This window comes from Psychroflexus longus (genome assembly GCF_020164595.1).
Taxonomy (GTDB): Bacteria; Bacteroidota; Bacteroidia; order Flavobacteriales; family Flavobacteriaceae; genus Psychroflexus; species Psychroflexus longus.
Genome location: NZ_JAIQZE010000005.1, coordinates 22,147 through 39,618, shown reverse-complemented (window position 1 = coordinate 39,618; position 17,472 = coordinate 22,147). Strand labels below are relative to the sequence as shown.

Annotated in this window: 15 protein-coding genes; 5 read left to right on the top strand and 10 right to left on the bottom strand. The window is 36.9% G+C overall.

Annotated elements, in window-relative coordinates:
- From ybeY to LB452_RS06175, 4 genes are all read right to left on the bottom strand, one after another.
- Complete coding sequence (ybeY, locus tag LB452_RS06190) at positions 1-432, bottom strand: rRNA maturation RNase YbeY (protein ID WP_224460863.1); 432 nt, start codon at positions 430-432, stop codon at positions 1-3.
- Positions 416-3,808, bottom strand: a complete 3,393-nt coding sequence (locus tag LB452_RS06185) for a hypothetical protein (RefSeq protein ID WP_224460862.1) — start codon at positions 3,806-3,808, stop codon at positions 416-418. The genes ybeY and LB452_RS06185 overlap by 17 nt, the downstream gene beginning before the upstream one ends.
- Positions 3,809-3,929: 121 nt before the next feature.
- Positions 3,930-4,538, bottom strand: a complete 609-nt coding sequence (locus LB452_RS06180; RefSeq protein WP_224460861.1) for a hypothetical protein — start codon at positions 4,536-4,538, stop codon at positions 3,930-3,932.
- A gap of 377 nt (positions 4,539-4,915) precedes the next feature.
- Entirely contained in the window at positions 4,916-5,287 is a 372-nt protein-coding gene (locus LB452_RS06175) for a hypothetical protein (RefSeq protein ID WP_224460860.1), read from the bottom strand.
- Between the two features lie 151 nt (positions 5,288-5,438).
- On the opposite strand from LB452_RS06175, the gene gltX reads away from it, so the two are divergent.
- A complete protein-coding gene (gene gltX / locus LB452_RS06170) occupies positions 5,439-6,956 on the top strand; it encodes a glutamate--tRNA ligase (protein WP_224460859.1) in 1,518 nt (505 codons plus the stop codon).
- Between the two features lie 70 nt (positions 6,957-7,026).
- Entirely contained in the window at positions 7,027-7,983 is a 957-nt protein-coding gene (locus LB452_RS06165; RefSeq protein WP_224460858.1) for an SPFH domain-containing protein, read from the top strand.
- A 73-nt stretch (positions 7,984-8,056) separates the two neighbouring features.
- Here LB452_RS06165 and LB452_RS06160 read toward each other — a convergent pair whose 3' ends face one another.
- The 4 genes from LB452_RS06160 to LB452_RS06145 form a co-directional block, all read right to left on the bottom strand.
- The gene (locus LB452_RS06160) at positions 8,057-8,272 is read right to left on the bottom strand and encodes a DUF6327 family protein (RefSeq protein ID WP_224460857.1); all 216 of its coding nucleotides are present in this window, start codon (positions 8,270-8,272) and stop codon (positions 8,057-8,059) included.
- On the bottom strand, positions 8,269-8,640 hold the full coding sequence (locus LB452_RS06155) for a hypothetical protein (RefSeq protein WP_224460856.1): 372 nt from the start codon (positions 8,638-8,640) through the stop codon (positions 8,269-8,271). Before LB452_RS06155 ends, LB452_RS06160 begins: the two co-directional genes overlap by 4 nt.
- An 18-nt stretch (positions 8,641-8,658) precedes the next feature.
- Positions 8,659-9,003, bottom strand: coding sequence for a YtxH domain-containing protein (locus tag LB452_RS06150; RefSeq protein WP_224460855.1), 345 nt, complete (start codon positions 9,001-9,003; stop codon positions 8,659-8,661).
- Between the two features lie 115 nt (positions 9,004-9,118).
- On the bottom strand, positions 9,119-10,657 hold the full coding sequence (locus LB452_RS06145) for a glycine--tRNA ligase (protein ID WP_224460854.1): 1,539 nt from the start codon (positions 10,655-10,657) through the stop codon (positions 9,119-9,121).
- Positions 10,658-10,800: 143 nt separating this feature from the next.
- Here LB452_RS06145 and LB452_RS06140 point away from each other — a divergent pair, with 143 nt between their 5' ends.
- Both LB452_RS06140 and LB452_RS06135 read left to right on the top strand, forming a co-directional pair.
- Positions 10,801-11,481, top strand: coding sequence for a ComF family protein (locus LB452_RS06140; RefSeq protein WP_224460853.1), 681 nt, complete (start codon positions 10,801-10,803; stop codon positions 11,479-11,481).
- A 46-nt stretch (positions 11,482-11,527) separates the two neighbouring features.
- A complete protein-coding gene (locus LB452_RS06135; protein ID WP_224460852.1) occupies positions 11,528-13,138 on the top strand; it encodes an Ig-like domain-containing protein in 1,611 nt (536 codons plus the stop codon).
- Here LB452_RS06135 and LB452_RS06130 read toward each other — a convergent pair.
- Entirely contained in the window at positions 13,125-13,901 is a 777-nt protein-coding gene (locus LB452_RS06130) for an amidohydrolase (RefSeq protein WP_224460851.1), read from the bottom strand. The genes LB452_RS06135 and LB452_RS06130 overlap by 14 nt on opposite strands.
- Before the next feature lie 3 nt (positions 13,902-13,904).
- Positions 13,905-14,831, bottom strand: a complete 927-nt coding sequence (locus LB452_RS06125) for a ChaN family lipoprotein (RefSeq protein WP_322966086.1) — start codon at positions 14,829-14,831, stop codon at positions 13,905-13,907.
- A gap of 37 nt (positions 14,832-14,868) precedes the next feature.
- Here LB452_RS06125 and LB452_RS06120 point away from each other — a divergent pair, with 37 nt between their 5' ends.
- Positions 14,869-17,220: a S9 family peptidase gene (locus LB452_RS06120; RefSeq protein ID WP_224460850.1), complete on the top strand. Its 2,352-nt coding sequence runs from the start codon at positions 14,869-14,871 to the stop codon at positions 17,218-17,220.
- Positions 17,221-17,472: the final 252 nt, after the last annotated feature.

The window sequence follows — 17,472 nt, the reverse complement described above, 5'->3', positions numbered from 1 at the left end:
CTATTTTTGTTCCACGTGGAACAATTCCATTTTATCATTTTCTAAGGCTCTCATTTTAGCTTTTGATTCTTCTGTAGAATCACCGTATCCGCAGCAATGTAAAATGCCATGGACCAAAACTCTTTTCAATTCATTTTCAAATTTTACTTTGAAGTTTTTAGCATTGTCTTTTACTCGATCTATACTGATATAAATTTCAGCTGAAATGGAGTCGTCTTCAGAATAATCAAAAGTGATAATATCTGTAAACGTATCATGATCCAGATACCTCTGATTCATATATAGCAAATCTTCATCACTGCAGAAGATATAGTTTATGCCTTCGACATCTTTTTTCTCACTTTCAATGACAGCTTTTAACCAATTGGCATGTTTCTTTTTGCTCTTTAAATCAAACTTGGTCTTACTGTAAAAATTAATTGGACTTTCCATCGAAGTAGATATTAATCAGCTTTTTATATTCAGGCTGCAAAGGTAATTGTTGTCTGTTTAAAATCTCGTTTGTGTTAAAATATTCTTTAGCCTTTTCTTCCCAGTTTGATGATGCTGCATTAAGCTCTCTTTTTCGGGTTTCTGCTTCTCGTTCATCATCTTGTCCTTGTTGATTTGCAGCTTTATCCAGTCTTAGAAGCTGGTGATTTATATTTTCCATTTGTTTCAGTAAATCACTACTAAAGCCTTTCATCAATAACTCCTGCTCCAGTTTATCCAAACTCTTTTTTAATTCACTGGAATTATCTTCTAGTCCCAGCTGTTTGATTCTGTCTTTTAACTGATTTCTGAGCTTTTGTTGTTGCTTGTAGATTTCATAAATCTTCCCGCTCATTTGACCTTCTTGTCCTCTACTTCCTTTTTTTTCTCCATCTTGTTTTTCAACATCATTTCCATCAGCCCCTTTATCTCCCTGCAGATCACTTTTCCCTTCTCCTTCCTTTCCATTTTCTCCTTTTTGAGGTTGTTTTCCATCCTGGCCTTCACCCTCTGACTTACCTTTTTCCATCTGCTTTTTCAATTCCTCATGGGACTTTATGATATCAGATAATTGTTCTCCGGGTTTACCGCTTCCTGGTTTTGCTTGCCCCATTCCATTCATCTGGCTTTGCATTTGGTCCAAAGCATCATCTAGCATATTGGATAATTCATTGGCATACATCATGGTGTATTGCTGACTACTGGTCCCTTTTCTCACTTCATTTTCTGCAAGACGCCCCAGCGATTTTTCTATATTAAAATTGATATCAGAAATGATATTATTTACTGTTTCTTGTATCATTGGTGTTCGCATGGCGAGGGCATACAGGCTATCGTCAACATGTTTGAAGTTTTCCCGAAGCTCCGCCTGTCTTTTTAGTTTGGATGCATAGATAGGATTAGAGTTTGATATGTTTTTGAACCCACCCATCAAGTCTTCCTGTTCCACAGAAAATGTGATGAGATTATCAAGAATCTGTCGCAGCATTTCAGCATCTTCAGAAGTTTGTTCCATGCTTGAAGAGGCCATGGAATTTTTCATTTTTTGAGATAAGGATTTCATCTTTTCCGATGCATCTTTCTGTTTTTGCTTTCCATTTTTTTGACTAGATCTTTTCTCATCGGAATCACTCTCTTCAGATTCTGAAGATTCCAGGCTCTCCTTTGCCTCCTCTTGGTCCTGATCAATTTCTTCACTTAATTCTTCATCACTTCCAAGCTCCATCGGCGCTTTTAATTCTTCATTCTTTTCATCAAGTTTTTCCAATTCTTCTTTCAATTGATCAAATTTCTGATTGAGTTTTTCCTGAGCTTCAGAAGAATTTTCTTCAGATTCTGACAGCTCCTCTTGTTCTTTGGATAAATTATCCAGTTCTTCAGAAAGCTTTTCAGCCTTTTTTTCAACGTAAAAACGTTTGGTCAATTCCAGAAGCTGTTCAAGATTTTTCTCTTGTTTTTCAGACTCACGATCAAAAGACTCTAGTTTTTCGTTCAGTTCTTCCTGGTTGATTTGGTCTTTTAGCTTATCTAATTCTTCAAGAAGCTTTTGATTTTTTTCAATTTGCTCCTGGTTTTTTTCGAGACGGTTTTGCAGATTTTCTTTCGCCTTATCCTGCTGCTCCGCATCCATTTTTTTGAAATCCTCTTTTAACCGCTCGCTGTAATTTTTCATTATCTCCAGCTGCTGCTTTTGCTGCTCGATGAAATTATCCAGTTTTTGCTTTTCGGTGTAGCTTAAGGTATTTTCTTTCTTCTGTTTATTTTGAAGATCTTTTATTTCCCGAGAGTTTTCTTTGCGTTGTTGCAATTCTTCAGATAATTTTTCAACCGAATTGTTTTGGCGCTTTAGATTCTCAGAAGACTCTTCAAGAGCTGTTTTTTTACGGAAAGAAAACACGTCAGACTTAGTGGATTTTCGTCCATTTACACGATCGTTGTCAAACACTTCAAAGTAATATTGGTATTCAGTTCCAGGTTTCAGTTTCAACTTTTCATTTGGAAAGGCATAAGAAAATTCACTGTAAGTTCCTTTAGATAAAGAAAGCTTTATAACCGATTTATCTCCTTGATTATCAACAGTATAATAAACGATTTGTAAGTTAGTGAGACCATAATCATCCGTCAGTTTTCCTAAAAAATAAGACTGTTCCGTAAGTAAGCTATCCTTCTTCTGTTCCAGCTTTAATTTAGGAAATTCATCTTGGATGACGTTTATGGAATAGTTCAAAACATCGTAGTTCTTAAAGTTAGAATTAGAGGTCGCTATCGAGTAGTTTTTATTACTCTTCTGAATTTGCTTCAAGGTGAATTCTGAGTTGTCGACATCAAAATTAATAGTATCCACTTCACTCAAAAATTCGACTTGGTCTGTCGTTTCCGTTGAAATCACCCATTCAATTAATGTTCCTTCGGGTACTGAAACATTTCCAGTACCAGAGATAGATGTATTGCTTTGATTAATATATTCCGGATAATTCAACTTCATTTTCATGTCCTTCACCACAGGAATATCCAAAGCATTGAGTTCATAAGTTGGGGAAGTCACCTTGTTGGCTTTCAACCGAAACTTTCTGGCTTCAGACACATTCTTGAAAGTGTAGCTATAAATGCCGTTGGACTCCTGAAGCCTGACCTCTTCCCCATCTAAAGAAATAAAAACGTCTTCAGGTTTTACTTTACCAAGTGTCTGAACATTCAGTTGAAAAGATTTTCCTTTTTTCGCATTTAGATCTTTGTTCAGAATAGAAAATTGAAATGGTGCCGGCGCTTCGTAAGCCGTATTGAAATTGACGATACGTTTGTAGCTGTAAGAAAAAGAATCTCCAAATCCTGAAATCCAGATAGCGAACAACACCAAAACCGGAATGATCAAAAACCTTAGATATTTTACATTTCCACGAAAGTCAACCGCTAGCTGAAACGGTACAGTTCTCAATTCTTTGGATTTTTGCTCAATGCTGGCGATGACCAATTCGTCATCGGCGCCCTGAGCTTTAAGCTGAAGAATATTTTTTAATTTATCATTGACTTCAGGAAAGTGATTTCCAATTTGAGAGGAAGCTTCGGTGTAATCAATTCCTTTGGATAATTTTAAAAGTTGACTGGACGGAATCAAAATCAGTTTGAAAAAGAAAACAGCTTCAATGGCGATGATTGTCCAGAATAAAAGCGTCCTAAAACCGGATTCAAACCAAAGAAAATACTCCAAGGTTGCGCCAAAAATAAAAAGCAACAGACTCAATCCAACGAAAAGCAAAGCACCCTTGATCAAAAGATTGGTATAGAACTTTTTGATGAAGCGCTCTAGTTTGTTTTCAATGATTTTGTAATTCTGCATATCCTTTTCTCCTGGCTTTACTAAGACCTGCTAAGGTATTAATTAACCTGCTTATTTCTAAAGACTTGCTAATTTTTTAACTCCTACTAAAGGCTTTGTTTAAAAGGAAGCTAATAGGAATCTAATTTTTATCTGCAGCCTGATTATAAAGCTCTGTGATTTGAAGAGCAGATAGCTTTTCACCAGATAAGATTTGCTTAGCAAGTTTAGGATCATCAGCTAAATAATTCGCAATATCTTTACGCCTTAAACCAAAGACTCCTTTGGTAACACGAACAAAATGGTCCTTGTTTTCTTTTTTAAGAAAAGGAGTATACAGATAATACCCGGAATCTGGATTTCTCCATTCCAACTGATAATAGGTAAGTGTTCCTGAAAGAATTACCTTCATAAACACCTCATCACCTACTTCATCAATGGAGCGATATGTGATGTTGAAAAACTGAGCGTCTTCTTTAAACCAAACACTCTCAAAATAAGTAGTCCCTTTTTGATAGGCCTTGAGATCTGAAGGATGGTATCTTTTAGGAAACCATCTCCCTTCTACTTTTAATTTTATTTTTTTATAGAGTTGACCAAAGGGTTCGGCAGATCTATCCTTGACCTGGCCGAAAAGGGAATCTCCGCTTTTCAAAATTACAAAGCCGTCTTCATAAGCTGTTGTTTGAGAAGAAACATTTATTGATAAACAAAGCGTGATAATTACAAGAAATAATACAAGGGATTTCATTTGGTAATCATGAGTTGAAGAGGTTTATTACTGAATATTTATTCTTGATGATATTTACTATCATAAGTTATGTTTCAAGTTTTTAGGTATACCTAAAACTATGAATATTGCTCTAAGAAGTTTTCGGCTATAATATGTTGGCATTCGTATTTTATTTCGTTTTAATTATTTTTTCGCTGATCTTGTCCTGTTTCAAAGACATTCGTTATTTCAATACCCTTAAATTCATAGTTTATCCAATAAACTATTTTATAACTTATAAATATCTAAATTCTTGTTTTCAATGTTGTAAGCTAAATTCAATTTGTCCAATTTTGGGCTGGTTCTCAATTCCAATTGTTAAATCGACAATTCCGGTAATCAGTTTTTAAGCTACTCTACTGTTTTTTAAAACTTAGCCTAGCCAAAGCTTTTCCCTCGGCAGTGGTGTCAAGATACAACTCATAGTTTTTTGGTAGCTGGATAGTTTCAGTTTTTCCAGGAGCTACAGGTGTGGATTTAAGATCCTTCTGCCCTGTTTGCTGGGTTCTTACCTTAAAAGTGACTTTTCCGATGTTTTCCACCAAAACAAAGCAGTCTTCTCCTTCATAAGGATTTTTAGCGGCATCCTGCCCTGGACCTTTCCCAGTGATGGACATGCTTTGGGACGGTTTTAGCTCAAATTCTACCTGAGCGGAAGTTTCAAAAGTGGTGAAAAGCGCTATTGCCGTAAGGAGCAGTAAATTCAGTATGGGTTTGTTAGTTTCCATAGGTTTTATTTGAAACAGAAGCCTTCGGTTTCTGATAACTAAATATACCTTTTTATTTAATTTCTTTTGGCTCCTGGTTTTCAATCGACCTTAACCTGGATTTGCATAGTGATGAACAGCAATATATTTTATCTTTGCGAAAAAACAGACAATGGATACGAAAGTAAGAGTAAGATTTGCACCTAGCCCAACAGGCCCATTACACATCGGTGGTCTAAGAACGGCTTTGTATAATTACTTGTTTGCCAAAAAACACAAAGGTGATTTCTTGTTAAGAATTGAAGATACAGACCAAAATAGATTTGTAGAAGGTGCTGAAGAGTATATTAAAGAAAGCTTGGCCTGGTGTAATATTTCTTACGATGAAGGTCCGGAGAAACCTGGAGATTGTGGTCCATACAAACAAAGCCAGCGTAAGGATATTTATGAAGAATATGTCGACAAACTGATTGACAATGGCCGTGCTTACTATGCGTTTGATACAGCAGAGGAGCTAGATATTAAGCGAAAAGAAGCTGAAAAAGACGGTACAAAATTCAGTTATGGTCCAAAAAACAGAGATTCTTTGAATAATTCTCTTGGCCTTTCTTCTGAAGAGCTAAAAGAAAAATTAGATAAAAATGAAGATTATGTGATTCGTTTTAAAACCGAAGCACGTAAAACCTTGGAATTTCACGATGAGATAAGAGGTTACATTGAAGTCGATACTGAAGTTCTGGATGACAAGATACTTTTCAAAAGCGACGGAATGCCGACTTATCACCTGGCCAATATCGTGGATGATCATTTGATGAGAATCACCCACGTGATCAGAGGTGAAGAATGGTTGCCTTCTCTTCCACTTCATGTGTCTTTATATGAAGCCTTTGGATGGGACGTACCAAAATTTGCTCACTTGCCGCTTATTCTTAAACCTAGCGGAAAAGGAAAATTGAGCAAACGTGATGGCGATCAACTTGGATTTCCTGTGTTTCCAATAGAATGGAAGGATCCGGAAACTGGTAATGTTTCCGCTGGTTATCGCGAAGAAGGCTACCTCCCGGAAACCTTGACTAACATGTTAGCCCTTCTTGGCTGGAATGATGGAACTGATCAGGAATTTTTCTCATTAGAAGAGATGACTCAAAAGTTTGAATTAACACGGGTGCACAAATCCGGGGCTAAATTTGATCCCGAGAAAACGGAATGGTTTCAACACCATTATCTACAAGAAAGACCTGTAGGAGAATTGGTTGATCAGTTTATGCCTATCTTAGAAGAGAAAGGGGTTAAAGCCGATAAATCCTATGTGGAAGAGGTTGTCAAAACCATAAGAGAGCGTGCGACCTTTGTTTCAGAATTTTGGGAATTGTCATCTTTCTATTTTAAAGCGCCTACGGAATTTGATCCTAAATCTGCAAAAAAGGCCTGGAAAAAAGATTCTCAGGAATGGATGCGTGCCTTAATAGGTAAACTTGAAAGTATCGAGGATTTTTCTCAAAGCAATGTTCAGTCGGAAGTCAAAGATTGGATCAACACTCAGGATCTTGGTTTTGGAAAAATTATGCAACCTTTACGCTTATCGCTGGTTGGCGCTATGCAAGGCCCGGATGCTTTTCATATTGCTACATCAATTGGTAAAGTTGAAACCATTTCCAGACTAAATTTTGCCATTGAAGAATTGTCATAAATTTTTAAGTTAATAAACACTATTACTAGACTTAAAGTTCTATTTTTATTGAATAATCTAATTATTTAATATGGGATCAATACTAAGTATTTTTGTAGTGGTGATTGTTTTCTTCATCATTATAAGCGGCATTTTCACGGTAAAACAACAAACTGCTGCGCTTGTGGAACGCTTTGGACGTTTTCAAGTTTTAAGGAATTCAGGCTTGCATTTTAAAATTCCAATAGTCGATAAAATTGCCGGAAGAATCAATTTGAAAATTCAGCAGCTGGATGTCAATGTTGAAACCAAAACCAAGGACGATGTGTTTGTCCATTTAAAAGTTTCGGTTCAATACCAGGTCACACGATCTAAAATCTATGATGCATTTTACAAGCTGGAAAGCCCAAGTGCTCAGATAACCTCTTATGTATTTGACGTTGTCCGTGCTGAAGTTCCTAAGATGAAGCTGGATGATGTTTTTGAACGTAAAGATGATATTGCCAACGCCGTGAAAACAGAACTTAATGATGCTATGCTCGATTATGGATATGATATCATTAGAACACTCGTGACGGACATTGATCCTGACGAGAAGGTGAAGGATTCCATGAATAGAATTAACGCCTCAGAACGCGAAAAAGTAGCTGCCGAGTTTGAAGGTGAAGCAGAACGAATTAAAATCGTAGCTGTTGCCAGAGCTGAAGCCGAAAGCAAGCGTCTGCAAGGTCAGGGTATTGCCGATCAGCGTAGAGAGATTGCCAGAGGTCTGGAGGAAAGTGTAGAGGTTCTTAACAATGTTGGTATCAATTCACAGGAAGCGTCAGCTTTGATCGTTGTTACTCAGCATTATGATACATTACAGTCGGTGGGTAGCCAATCCAATTCAAATCTGATTTTATTACCCAATGCTCCAGAAGCAGGAAGCAATATGCTGAACGATATGATCGCTTCTTTTACTGCTTCAAGCCAAATAGGAGAAGAAATGAAAAAGCAAAATGAGCGAAAAGAGCAAAAAGCAAAGGATGATTCGAAAGAAAGAAAATAGACCTAAGTAATCTATAACTAGAAAGGCCTGTAATTTTCACTACAGGCCTTTTTAGTTTTAATTATATCGATAGCTATAATCCAAATTTCCTTAAAATTTGAGTACCTATTCGTGCATAAATAGCTTTTTGTCCAAAATAGGACACTAGCTCTGCAAATATATTGGTGAATGAAAATGCTCGCTTAATGTAAACCAAATCAATATTGACTTTCTGCTTACTTATTTCAGCCTGAACTTTCAAGAGTTTCAAATCTTGATCGATTTCTTTAAATGAATTATATTTTTTCATGAATTATCATCTTTCAAATCGTCATTTAAATATAAAATCTTATTCAGAAGATTAAAAACAGGCTTCTCCAGTAGTTTTTTTCCAAATAAACTGATGATGATAAGAATAAATAGATAAAAACCTCCTACAACAAAAAAGCCGTAAGAAACCGTTCCCAATTTATTACCTATCAAAAAAGAAAGACCAATGGACACAAAAAATAATACTAAGACAAGAATACCAATCTTAAGAACAAATTGACCTCCAATAATCAAACTTAAAGCAGTTTTTTTAAGGAGGTCTAACTTGTAGTATTTTATAGAATTATCTATCGCATCTTTAGTATCTTGTGAAAGATTTTCAAAATGATTTCCGATTGAATTCTTCATAAAGAATAATTAGTTGAATTATTTCTTTTTCAATTCTTTCTGAAGGTCAGCATTTTTCTTTTTAAGTTCCCCTAATTCGCCTTCAAGCTTTGCAAGCATATCATCAGCCTTGTTATTTACTGAAGAAAAAGTTTTTTCTAATTTTTCCTCAATATTTTTTTTAGCTTCAGCTGCATATTCACTTAGTTGTGATGAAGTCTCTTTATACTTTTTATTCAAGTTATCTTGTAAATGATCTGACTCATCTCTAAGTTGTTTTCTTGTTTTTTCACCGCTTTGAGGAGCGTATAACAATCCTAAACCTACACCAACAGCTGTTCCTGTTAATAGTGCTAAAATTGTATTACCTGTGTTATTTGCCATTTTTAGATATTTTTTAATGTTTAACACAAAACTAATGCTTTATCAGTGTTTTTGCTGTTAAAGCACGGTTAATAATTAATTATCATTATGTTGATATCAAAAAAATCATAAATTTTTAAATATCTAGCCAGGTTTTAAAATCAATATTCTGTTGAATAATTGATTTTACTTCAGATATTGGGACACGCTTCTGTTCCATGGTGTCCCTGTAGCGTATGGTGACAGAGTTATCTTCCTTGGTGTCATGATCTACTGTAATACAAAATGGTGTCCCGGCAGCATCTTGCCTTCTGTAACGTCTTCCAACGGCATCTTTCTCGTCGTACACTACATTAAAGTCCCATTGTAAATCTTTCAGGATCTCCTGTGCGATTTCTGGCAATCCATCTTTCTTGATAAGTGGAAATACAGCAGCTTTTACAGGCGCAATCACTGAAGGTATTTTTAGTACTGTTCTTGTGCTTCCATCCTCAAGAGTTTCCTCTTGCAGAGCGCTAGAAAATACTGCCAAAAACATCCTGTCTAGTCCTACTGAAGTTTCAATGACGTAAGGCACATAATTTTTTCCTAGCTCTGGATCATAAAATTGTAATTTTTTACCAGACAGATTTTCATGAGCTTTCAAGTCAAAGTCTGTTCTGGAATGAATACCTTCCAATTCTTTAAAGCCAAAAGGAAAATTAAACTCAATATCTGTAGCAGCATTGGCATAATGCGCCATTTTTTCGTGGTCATGAAATCTGTAATTTTCTTCGCCAAGACCCAGAGATTTATGCCATTTGGACCTGATTTCTTTCCAATGTTCAAACCATTTGAGCTCGTCGCCCGGACGCACAAAATATTGCATTTCCATTTGCTCAAATTCACGCTGACGGAAGATGAATTGTCTGGCCACAATTTCATTTCTGAAGGCCTTTCCGATTTGTGCGATCCCGAAAGGAATTTTCATTCTGCCAGTTTTCTGTACGTTGGAGAAATTCACAAAAATTCCTTGGGCAGTTTCTGGTCTTAAGTATAGATCTGAAGCAGATTCAGCCGAAGCACCAAGCTTGGTACCAAACATCAGGTTGAATTGTTTCACATTGGTCCAGTCTCTGGAACCACTCACAGGACACGCAATCTCAAGCTCTTTTATGAGTGCTTTGACGTCGTCTAGATCTTCATCGGTTAATGATTTTGCCAAACGTGTCAGGATTTCTTTGGACTGGGCTCTGTACTTAACCACTCTAGGATGTGTAGTGACAAATTCCTGCTCGTCAAATTTATCTCCAAAGCGCTTTTTAGCTTTAGCAATTTCTTTTTGAGCTTTTTGTTCAATTTTTTCTACATAATCTTCAACCAGAACATCGGCCCTGTATCTTTTTTTAGAATCCTTGTTGTCGATCATAGGATCGTTAAAGGCATCCACGTGACCGGAAGCTTTCCAGGTATTTGGGTGCATTAGGATGGCAGCATCTAAGCCTACAATCTCTTCGTGAAGTTGAACCATGCTTTTCCACCAATAGGCTTTGATGTTGTTTTTCAATTCAACACCATTTTGCCCGTAATCGTAAACTGCGCTCAACCCATCATAGATTTCGCTTGAAGAAAAAATATACCCATACTCTTTAGCGTGGGATATTACTTTTTTGAATTTATCTTGTTCTTGTGCCATGACGCAAAAGTAAAAAAACAAGGCTTCAATTAGTAGGTTCGGCGATAAATATTCTTCATTATCAGCTTTATCTCTTTAATGCATAATTTAACTCCATTTATTTGATTTTTTCCCTAACTTTCATGTAACCAATTTATTATAAGATGCTTCAGGATTTCAAAAACTTTTTGTTTCCCAAACTCTGTGCTTGTTGTGAAACGGCTTTACTAAAGGATGAAAAGTTGATCTGTACATTTTGCAGAAATGAATTACCGCTGTATCCCAACTTTTTTGATGGTGATCACGACTTGCATAAGATTCTTTACGGCCGTGTACTCGTTAATCAAGCAGCAAGTTTATTCTATTTTGAAAAGAAAGGAATTGTTCAAAACCTGATTCACGATTTAAAATATAAAGGGAATGAGGAACTGAGCTATCATCTTGGAGAATGGCTCGGTGAATTGTTGGTTGCCAGCCAATGGAAGATTAAAATAGATGTTGTTTTGCCTGTGCCACTGCATAAACAGCGTTTTAGAGAAAGAGGTTACAACCAGGTAGAAGGCTTTGGGAAAGCGATTGCTGAAAAGCTTTCAGCGGTATATAATGATACGATCTTGAAAAAAAGATCCAATTCCAAGACACAAGTTTTCAAAAACAGACTGGCCAGAACTGAAGTGGTGACCAATCATTTTTATGTTGAAAAACAAGCTATCCTGGCTGGGAAAACCATTTTACTGGTAGATGATCTGGTCACTACAGGTGCAACTTTGGAAGCATGTTATCTAGCCCTAAAGGATGCTGGAGTAGATAGTCTCAACATTGCAACAATAGCGGTAAGCAAATAGTAAAATCTATATTTTGTTGTTTCTTTGCACAAACTTATTTCTAACTATGAAAATTCATTTTTTCAAAATTTTATCTGTTCCTGTTTTAGCAATCCTGATTTCTTCTTGTGCTCAGCGAGGCCGACCAGATGGGGGTCCTGTTGACAAAGATCCTCCTAAAGTTGTGAGTTCCGATCCAGAAAATTACTCAACCAATTATAAAAAAAAGGAGATTATTATCAATTTTAATGAATACATCAAATTAGATAATCCACGTCAACAAATCATCTTTTCTCCACCTATAGAGCCCAGACCAAATATTTATCCACTTGGTCCGGCCAGTAGGTACGTGAGAATTCAAATTCCAAGAGATTCTCTGGAAGACAACACTACTTATACAGTCAACTTCGGTACCAGCATTAAAGACAATAACGAAGGAAACACACTTCCTTATTTTAAATATGTAATCTCTACTGGAAATCACGTGGACTCCCTTCAAGTGGAAGGGAATGTTTTTGACGCCTACAACAGAGTTTCAGATGAAAATATTTCTGTCATGCTTTACCCGCTAGATTCCACCTATTCAGATTCAGTGGTATATGATAAAATTCCGCGGTATATCTCTTTTGTAAGAGATTCTACGTCGCTCTTCAGCCTCGAGAATTTGAAACCAGGCAATTATAAAATGGTTGCCGTTTCAGATAAAAATGGCAATTACAAATTTGACCCCGCTCAGGATAAAATCGGTTTTGTAGAAGATACCGTGAAAATTCCAACCAATCAGCTCTATGATATTTTGGTATTTAAAGAAGAGCAAGATTTTAAAGGATTTCGACCAAAGCAAATTTCAAAACAACATTTTGAATTTGGCTTTCAAGGAAGATTAGAAGATTATAAAATTGACTTGATATCTGAAACAGAGGAGCCTTTTGAAGCAAAGTATTTTAAAGATGAAAAAACAGACACTATTCATTATTGGTACAAACCTTATTTAGAAAGAGACAGTTTGCTTTTTGCTTTTAGTAACCAGGGAAGAACTGATACGCTGGAAATACGACCTAAGCAAATAGAGGAAGATTCTCTAAAGATATCTGAGGTAAAATCAGACAAAAACAAACTTCTTACTAATTTTAAATTGAAGGCGAATACCCCTTTTTCGAGATTCGAAAAAGACTCCATTCGTATGATGAATAAAGATTCTATTCCAGTAGAATTTGACTTGAGGATCGATACACTCTATAATCATTTGATATTTAAATTTGAAAAAGAAGGTTCTCAATCTTATAAAATTGATCTTCTTCCAGGTGCCATCACTGATTTTTATAACACTCAAAATGATAGCCTAAATTATACTTACAGCACAAAAGCTAATTCAGAATTTGGCAATCTGACTTTAACTATTTCCAATGTCAATGAGTTTCCCATTATCGTAGAACTTGTCGATGAAAAAGGGAAAGTGGAATCTTCGGTATACGAAACCGAAAATTCCACAGTCAACTTCAGCTTGGTAAAGCCAGGAGACTACTATATTAGAATGATTTATGACCTTAATGCGAATGGCAGGTGGGATACAGGTGATTTTTTGGAAGGCCGCAAAGCAGAACCCGTACTTTATGAGAGTAGACTTGTTAATATAAGAGCAAATTGGGATGAAGTGTTGACTATTAGCTTATACTAAAATCATCTCTATCTCTTAGAAACCCTAATTTTTCTCTGAGTTCGTTAATATGTGATTTTTCTAAAATCACTGTTTCAATAGTTTCCTCTTCAGGATTGTGTTGACTCATGCGATTTCCAAGAACATCGTAAGCTCCAGAATGGCCCACGTAAGGAAAATCATTACCGTCAATACCCACTATGTTGAGGCCAATGCAATAACTCATATTTTCAACAGCCCTGGCTTGGAGTAAAATATCCCAGGCAGCTACGCGTTTTTTGGGCCAATTGGCAACGTAAATCAAGGCATCATAATCGTCCTTATTTCTGGCCCAGACCGGGAAACGAAGATCGTAACATACCTGCAAACACAATTTCCAGCCTTTGAAGTCTATAATACAGCGTTCATTACCTGGCTCATAGGTTTGGTGTTCTTTGGCCAAAGTGAATAAATGTTTTTTATCGTATTTTGAATAGGATCCATCAGGACTTACAAAAAACATCCGGTTATAATATTTGCCATTGTCTTTCACCATCGCACTTCCAGTGAGGGCCACCTGATGTGTTTTGGACTGCTGTCTCATCCAGTTCAGAACGACTTCAGATTCCTCAGCATTAGCTTCTGCATTCATGGAAAAGCCAGTGGTAAACATCTCAGGCAGAATTATGAGGTCTGTATCCGCTGGGCACTCCGTCAGTTTTTCTTCAAAATGCACTTTGTTGGCTTTTGGGTTTTCCCAGGTCAATTCGGTTTGTATGTAGGTGACTTTAAGTGTTTTACTCATAAGTTAGTAAGTTTTCGTCATATTTTGATTCACAACAACAATAAAACTGGCTTTATCGAGATGCTCATCTTCTAAAGTTTCCAAATCTTTTTGTTCTACTGTAGAGATCGTGAGAATGTCAATGTCTTTTTGATACTGCTTTAAATACCAGTAAATCCCTTCAAAATCATTGGAGTGGTAACTCCCGTTAAGGTGAAAAAACACCTGATTGGGGCTGAGGTTTTTCAAAATAAAATGCGCCATGGTCGCATCTTTTATGGCCTGAGCCTTTACCAAATCTTCGCCACCATGACCGCCCATCATGTCCAGCATGTTTTGGTAGGAAGCGAGTTCAATATCAAAAGGAATGGGTAAAGGTGCTATAAAATCGTATTCGTTTTGGTCTAGTGAATCCAATGCTGAAAAGCCTCCGTTTTTATATATGCTAGTCGCATAAGGTCGTGGAATATTGGTAGCAATAAAAGGTGTTGAGGTTTCTTTAGCAAAGTCCAGTACAGGCTTATAATCTGTGGTATAATTGCTCCAGACTCTAGCTTCTTTTCTGAATTTGCTTTCAGATAAACTATCGCTAAGATAAAGATCTAAAGCTTTTTGTGTATCGGTTTCAAACATTTCTGCACCAAGAATCAAATTGATATTATTTGTTTTCAAATCTGAAACCAATTCAAACTGAAGCCAATGCGAAATGGGATTGTTATGAAACTCACCAAACAGAAGTACGTCAGTTTTGGAAACACTGTCTAAAACCTGCTGATACGTAATAGGTTCACCCGTCTGACTGAAAATCGTGTAGGCTTTTTTATGTTGGGCTTGAATGTTTGCTGTGTTCAATATCAAAACCAGCATTAAACCTAAATGAAATAACCTTGTCATAGTATTAAGAATAGAATTTAAAGTTAGCATGATTTCAGTAGATAACTTTATTTTCAATCGTTTATATTTGACTAATTACCAAAACCACATTACTATGGCCTTAGCCTTACGCTTTTTAGTTATTGCTTTACTTATCAGTATTTCTGCAGTCTCACAATCGGACCTATCAGTCAAGAAAATCATGCAGGACCCCAACTGGATGGGCACTTTTCCATCTAGTGTGGAATGGAACGAGCAATCCAACACGATTTATTTCGATTACAATCCGGAGCAAAACGTATCCGATTCGTTGTACAAAATTAGATTATCCAATCCTTCAAACATCGAAAAAGTAAGTTTGGAAGAACAAAAAGCGAAAGTATCTCCTTATGGCGATTACAATGACAAGCGCACCCAAAAGCTGTTTGTTAAATCTGGAGATTTGTACCTCCACGACGTCAAGAAAAACAGAACCGTTTTAGTTTTGGATCTTGGAGAAAGCATTCAGAGTCCGAAGTTTATATCAGATTCAGAATATGCTTTTATTAGTAACAACAACCTTTATATCTATAATGTGAAGCAAGGGCAAATTCAGAAGAAAACCAACATAGAATCCGGCAGTGCCAACGATAAGGAATCTAAAAAATCTGAGAAAAATCGATGGGTGGAAGACGAAAACTTGAGTCTTTTGGAAGAAGTCAGAGTCCAGAAAAAAAACTCTGAATTGAGAGATGAAAACAGGAAACTACTTGACGATGAGAGTTACACATTCTACCTCGATAAGCAAAGAGCGTTTAGTTTTGACATCAGTGAAACTGGAAACTACTTGACTTTCCAGACCTATACACCAGACTCACCTGATAATACCATGGTTCCCAATTATGTGGACGCTTCAGGGTATACCGAACCTTTGAACACCAGGAGCAAAGTGGGTGATCAAGATTCTCCGGGGGATTTGTATTTATATCATATTCAAAAAGATACTGTATTCAAAATTGACACGTCAAATCTGCCTGGTATTACTGAATTGCCAAAATACACCGAAGACTATCCAGACCGTGACTGGGAAGAAAATCAACGCCCCGTTACCTTTTCTGAAGTGAAATTTTCGCCCAACGATCAAAAAGCAGTTCTGTCGATGAGAGCTCAGGACAATAAAGACCGATGGATTTCCCTTCTGAATTTAAATGACGGTAGCTTTGAAGTGTTAGACCGACAACATGATGAAGCCTGGATCGCAGGCCCTGGTATTAGTAATTATTATGGGGGTGGTACCTTGGGTTGGTTGGCAGATGATAAACATATCTATTACCAATCTGAAGCTACAGGCTATTCTCATTTGTACTTGCATGATGTTGAAGCCAACCAACAAAAACAATTGACTAAGGGGAATTTCGAAGTTTTTAATCCACAATTATCAATGGATAAAAAATCCTGGTTTTTCTCTTCTTCTGAAGTGCACCCCGGAGAACGTCATTTTTATAAAATGCCTGTGATGGGTGGCACTAAAACTCAGTTGACCTCTATGGAAGGAAAGAACACAGTGATTTTGTCTCCAGATGAAAAGCACATGGCGATTTTATTTTCTAATTCCAATTCGCCTGAAGAATTATTTCTGAAGAAAACAAAAGCCAGTGCTACTGCAAAACGGTTGACTTCGGGTCAGTCTAAAGCATTCAGTGCTTACGACTGGAGAACTCCAGAGTTGATCCAATTCGAAGCTGAAGACGGTGCCAAACCATACGCTAGACTTTATAAACCAAAAGAAAGTGTAGATAAAAATGCGGCTGTGATTTTTGTTCACGGTGCCGGTTACCTGCAAAATGCCCACAAATGGTGGTCGAGTTACTTTAGAGAATATATGTTCCATAATTTGTTGACCGATTTAGGTTACACGGTTTTGGATATCGACTACAGAGGTAGTGCGGGATACGGTAGAGACTGGCGAACAGGAATTTACCGTCACATGGGTGGCAAAGATTTATCAGATCAGGTTGATGGCGCCAAATATCTGATCGAAAATCACGGTGTCAATCCAGAAAAAATAGGCATCTACGGCGGGAGTTATGGTGGATTTATCACCTTGATGGCGATGTTTAACGAGGCCGATACCTTTGCCGCCGGAGCCGCTTTGCGCTCGGTAACCGATTGGGCACATTATAACCATGGCTATACCTCCAATATTTTAAATGAACCCCATCTTGATCCAAAAGCTTATAGACAATCTTCACCTATTTACTTCGCTGAGGGATTAGAAGGAGATTTACTTATAGCTCATGGTGTGATTGATACCAATGTTCATTTTCAGGATGTGGTGCGTTTGTCACAGCGTTTAATAGAACTGGAAAAAGAGAATTGGGAGATGGCGGTCTACCCAGTAGAAGGCCATGGCTTCACCCAGCCAAGTAGCTGGACGGATGAGTATAGACGAATTTTGGAGTTGTTTGAAGATACGATTGGGAAGTAGATTACTGAAACAAGAATCATGATGTACAAAAACAGGACTATAGAGGACTTTAAATTTCATATCTCAAATTACATATTTCAAAGTTGATGACGTTGACTTTTTGAAATAGGATGTTTTGAATCATGATTTAAGAGTGTTTTTCTCAAGGGAAAAACAAATAAAGCCTCTTCCCTTGAAGGAAGACGGGAGTTGGGTGTGATGAAAGTAAAGAATTTAAAAATTGGGCTTAGCGCTCTCTAGATTAACACTAAT

Bases quoted from the DNA above. Each gene is read 5' to 3' on its own strand.
- LB452_RS06130 (WP_224460851.1), bottom strand. From the start codon at position 13,901: ATGAGTAAAACACTTAAAGTCACCTACATACAAACCGAATTGACCTGG.
- LB452_RS06135 (WP_224460852.1), top strand. From the start codon at position 11,528: ATGAAAATTCATTTTTTCAAAATTTTATCTGTTCCTGTTTTAGCAATC.
- LB452_RS06175 (WP_224460860.1), bottom strand. From the start codon at position 5,287: ATGGAAACTAACAAACCCATACTGAATTTACTGCTCCTTACGGCAATA.
- ybeY (WP_224460863.1), bottom strand. From the start codon at position 432: ATGGAAAGTCCAATTAATTTTTACAGTAAGACCAAGTTTGATTTAAAG.
- LB452_RS06155 (WP_224460856.1), bottom strand. From the start codon at position 8,640: ATGAAGAATTCAATCGGAAATCATTTTGAAAATCTTTCACAAGATACT.
- gltX (WP_224460859.1), top strand. From the start codon at position 5,439: ATGGATACGAAAGTAAGAGTAAGATTTGCACCTAGCCCAACAGGCCCA.
- LB452_RS06185 (WP_224460862.1), bottom strand. From the start codon at position 3,808: ATGCAGAATTACAAAATCATTGAAAACAAACTAGAGCGCTTCATCAAA.
- LB452_RS06150 (WP_224460855.1), bottom strand. From the start codon at position 9,003: ATGGCAAATAACACAGGTAATACAATTTTAGCACTATTAACAGGAACA.
- LB452_RS06160 (WP_224460857.1), bottom strand. From the start codon at position 8,272: ATGAAAAAATATAATTCATTTAAAGAAATCGATCAAGATTTGAAACTC.
- LB452_RS06180 (WP_224460861.1), bottom strand. From the start codon at position 4,538: ATGAAATCCCTTGTATTATTTCTTGTAATTATCACGCTTTGTTTATCA.
- LB452_RS06145 (WP_224460854.1), bottom strand. From the start codon at position 10,657: ATGGCACAAGAACAAGATAAATTCAAAAAAGTAATATCCCACGCTAAA.
- LB452_RS06165 (WP_224460858.1), top strand. From the start codon at position 7,027: ATGGGATCAATACTAAGTATTTTTGTAGTGGTGATTGTTTTCTTCATC.
- LB452_RS06140 (WP_224460853.1), top strand. From the start codon at position 10,801: ATGCTTCAGGATTTCAAAAACTTTTTGTTTCCCAAACTCTGTGCTTGT.
- LB452_RS06120 (WP_224460850.1), top strand. From the start codon at position 14,869: ATGGCCTTAGCCTTACGCTTTTTAGTTATTGCTTTACTTATCAGTATT.